General features: G+C 50.6%; 1 rRNA gene. It reads left to right on the top strand.

Features of this window, described 5'->3' with window-relative positions:
* A 23S ribosomal RNA gene (locus C7I36_RS17040) occupies positions 1–199 on the top strand; the annotation flags it as partial.
* Positions 200–255: the final 56 nt, after the last annotated feature.

Here is a 255-nt window from a genome sequence, read left to right as displayed (position 1 = left end):
ATGGCACTGCCCGGTAGCTAAGTTCGGAATCGATAACCGCTGAAAGCATCTAAGCGGGAAGCGAGCCCCGAGATGAGTCATCCCTAGGTTCTTGAAACCTCTGAAGGGCCGTTTGAGACTAAGACGTTGATAGGCAGGGTGTGGACGCGTTGTGAGACGTGAAGCTAACCTGTACTAATGCCCCGTGCGGCTTAACCATACAACACCCAAGAAGTGTGAGAGACTTGTAGTCTCGAGAACAAAACATATTCATCG

The sequence above is a fragment of the Zobellella taiwanensis genome, assembly GCF_003012795.1.
In the GTDB taxonomy this organism is placed as follows: domain Bacteria; phylum Pseudomonadota; class Gammaproteobacteria; order Enterobacterales; family Aeromonadaceae; genus Oceanimonas; species Oceanimonas taiwanensis.
The sequence above is the reverse complement of the archived record's forward strand: the minus strand, read 5'-3'. Positions and strand labels throughout refer to the sequence as shown.